At 44.9% G+C, this 3623-nt stretch carries 3 protein-coding genes; all 3 read left to right on the forward strand.

Annotated elements, in window-relative coordinates; genetic code table 11:
• The first annotated feature begins 60 nt into the window (after positions 1-60).
• The 3 genes from Q1A70_RS19305 to Q1A70_RS19315 all read left to right on the forward strand — a co-directional run bounded on the left by Q1A70_RS19305 (position 61) and on the right by Q1A70_RS19315 (position 3479).
• Complete coding sequence (locus Q1A70_RS19305) at positions 61-771, forward strand: ABC transporter ATP-binding protein (RefSeq protein ID WP_299695514.1); 711 nt, start codon at positions 61-63, stop codon at positions 769-771.
• A gap of 4 nt (positions 772-775) precedes the next feature.
• The gene (locus Q1A70_RS19310) at positions 776-1738 is read left to right on the forward strand and encodes an extracellular solute-binding protein (RefSeq protein WP_299695516.1); all 963 of its coding nucleotides are present in this window, start codon (positions 776-778) and stop codon (positions 1736-1738) included.
• 151 nt (positions 1739-1889) lie between these two features.
• Positions 1890-3479, forward strand: coding sequence for an iron ABC transporter permease (locus tag Q1A70_RS19315; RefSeq protein WP_299695518.1), 1590 nt, complete (start codon positions 1890-1892; stop codon positions 3477-3479).
• Positions 3480-3623: the final 144 nt, after the last annotated feature.

Genomic DNA, 3623 nt, shown 5'->3' on the forward strand with positions numbered 1-3623 from the left:
CAGTGTAATTATCATAGTTCGTAGCATGATCCTGATTTTACTAAAAATCAAGCACCTTCAATGATCACGGGTATAACCGTATTCGAAAATGTGGCATTTGGCCTTCGCGCCAGAAAACAGACCAAAGATTTAACTAAGCAAGTATCGAATGCGTTGGAGCAAGTACAGCTTGGTCAATTTGCCCAGCGTTTTCCAAATCAGCTATCTGGTGGTCAGCAACAACGCGTTTCTATCGCACGCGCCCTTGTTATGCAGCCTCAGTTGATTTTATTAGACGAGCCTCTCTCTGCGCTCGATGCTGTATTAAAAGACCAAATTCAACAGCTATTGGTTAGCCTGCTTAAAGAGCATCAGCTGACCGCAGTGTATGTCACCCATGACCAATCGGAAGCTATGTCGATGGCAGATAAAGTCATGATATTGAATCAAGGTAGAGTTGAGCAGTTTGACCGACCAGAGACGATTTATCACGATCCAGCCACAGAATTTGTGGCGAACTTTATTGGCAAAAACAATCGCCTACCAAACAGTGATGGTCGAACCTTTATTCGAATGGAAGCACTTAAGTTTCAGCAAGCAGCGAGTGATAGTGATGTCCGCTTTGAAGCCTCAATCAGACATGTTCGCTTTCAAGGGCAGCATTATCTTGTTGAAGCCGATGTTGATGGAGAGCAGTGGTATTTCTGCGCTCCACAACGCTTAGAAGCTGGTCAAAGCATTTCACTTTACTGCGCCCCAGAACATATAAATCAAATTCAGTTACAAGGATAGCAAAATGAAATATTTCACTCTTCTCGCCATCTCACTCGGGCTACTCTCTGCTCCGTTGGCAGCGGCGGATCTTACTGTTTATACGGCAGGCCCAAAAGACTTAGCGAATAAGCTGATTAAAGATTACGAAACAGTTTCAGGTAATAAAGTGGTGACCTATCAAGCCACTACGGGGCGTATTCTTGGGCGTCTAAAAGCAGAAGAAGCTCGCCCAGTTGCCGACGTGGTGGTTTTGGCTTCTTGGCCTGCTGCGATGGGGTTGCAGAGTGAAGGACTTCTACACTCTTTTACACCAAAAAATGCCAAAAAATTGCACGAAGGATGGAGCAATCAAGATCAGTTATTTGCGTACTCTGCCTCGGCCCTTGGTATCACTTACAACACTCGACTAGTTAAAGAAGCGCCTGCCTCTTTAACAGCATACACAGAGAATGACTGGAAAGGTCAAGTTGTGATTCCTGCTCCCTCGGAGTCTGGTTCTGCACTTGATTTTGTCTCTGGTTTTATAGCGAATGACTCCAAAGCCGCTTGGGACCTTTTCTCTGCGTGGCATGAGAACGAAGTTGATGTGAACGGTGCAAACCGCCCAGCTCTCAATCAGGTAGTGAATGGCTCTAAATCGGTTGTTATTGCGGGCGTGGATTACATGGGTTACGACGAAAAGAAAAAGGGTAACCCAATCGAGGTTATCTACCCAGAAGAAGGTACAGTAATTGCGCCAAGACCTGCAATGGTGCTTGAGTCGAGCAAAAATAAAGAGACCGCAGAAGACTTCGTCGCTTACCTACTGAGTGACCGCGCGCAAAACATCGTTGCGGATGCACTTTTACTACCAGGCCGAAGCGACGTGTCTGCGCACCCATCTCGCCCTAACTACGCAGATATCAAACAGCTAGATTATGATTGGAATTGGATGTTCGAAAACCAAGCAACCGTGACAACAAAATTTGGTGACATGTTCCGCTAGACCATGCCGAGTATGGATGGGGTGACCTCCCCATATTTTAACCTAATCTATACACTACAGACTCTTTATGACCACTCTCTCAGCATCTATATTGAACGCCAAGTACCTCATACTGGCCCTTACTAGCCTCACTATTCTTACCTTAATGCCCATGAGTACCATACTTGCTAACAGTGTTTACCAAGATGGCGAATGGTATTTTATCTCCCTGTTCAAGCAACTGGTTGATGGTTATACCATAGGCGTGCTTTGGAATTCGATTCAGCTTGCCTTCTTGGTGACGATTATTGCGACTTTGCTTGCTTCGCCTCTCGCATGGATAACAGCCAAAACTACGTTAGGTCGACACAAATGGCTCGATATCGTGATTCTCATTCCTTTCATGACACCCCCTTTTATCGACTCTATGGGCTGGATGACTTTTATGAGGCCAAGAGGCTACTTGGAGCAGCTCTTCCCAAGTGTATCTGGACTTCAATCGGGCTTTTTTTCACTAGCAGGTATGGTGTTTATCATGAGCCTGTCACTGTTTCCATTCATGTACTTAGTGATAAAAAATGGTTTATTACGCGTGAGTGCCAGCATAGAAGAAGCCGCCATTATCTACGGCGCTTCGTCACGCAGAATACTTTTTAAGATCATCACGCCGTTAGTGTTTTCAGGCTATCTAATGGGTGCGCTTTTGGTGTTTGTCAAAACCATCTCTGAATTCGGCACACCGGCCACTCTCGGTAAACAGATTGGTTACTATGTTCTCACTACAGAGATCCACCGCTTTACCTCGACATGGCCAATAGATTTCGCCAAGGCTTCGATCTTATCGCTAGTACTATTAACCACCAGCATGCTGATGTGGATGGGCCAACTCTACATCTCGAATCGCTATCAATATCAACTCATTTCAGGCAAAGGGAGTCAGTCTCGAATTATTACCCTAAGTCGGTGGCAGAAACTGCTGTGTTGGGCAACCATAACGACCATATTAGGGCTTTCGATTGGAGTGCCCTATTTTTCGATAATGGCAACAGCTCTGATTGATTTAGCAGGTTTGGGATTAAGTTGGGACAACCTAACGTTTAAACATTTCCTTCAGATATTTGATTCCGATGGCTATGCGTTTGAAGCCCTGCTAAACAGTATTCAACTGAGCTTAATTTCAGCTACAATCTGCGCCGTGCTTGGCATCTGGTATGGATTGTTGATTGTTAAAGGCCAATCGAAGCTCACTAGAGTCATCGATTTTGCGAGTCTACTATCCAACACGATCCCTGGAATTGTAGTGGTTTTTGGTTTGATTCTGTTTTGGAACTCCCCTAATAACCCTGCGCCGTTTTACAACACCAAAGGCATGTTGGTCATCACCTACGTTGTGCTGTTTTTGCCTTACACAGTGCAATACGTGAAGTCAGCCGCCGAGCAATTAAGCCACAGCTTAGAAGACGCAGCCCTAGTATGTGGCGCTTCTACCTTCTATCACTTTACTAAAGTGACCTTACCATTAATTCTTCCCGGAGTGATTGCTGGGTGGACGATGAGTTTTATTATCGGGCAGCGTGAATTAGTGGGTTCGTTAATGGTGAAACCACCCGGCGTTGAAACCACCGCTACCTTCATTTTCAGTGAGTTTGATCAAGGTAACACAAGCATAGCAATGGCAATGGCGCTGGTTGTTGTCACCGTCACGGTATCAATTTTGGTGTTACTGAAAATAATAGAGTCGAGGCGTTCGCACCAAAGTTAGCAAGCACATAATAGCTATGACTTACGCATAGGAAGTACCCTTATCTATCGTACAGATATAAGGGTATTTATACCCGTGATCATTGAAGGTGCTTGATTTTTAGTAAAATCAGGATCATGCTACGAACTATGATAATTACACTGA

It is taken from the genome of uncultured Vibrio sp. (genome assembly GCF_947488985.1).
Taxonomy (GTDB): Bacteria; Pseudomonadota; Gammaproteobacteria; order Enterobacterales; family Vibrionaceae; genus Vibrio.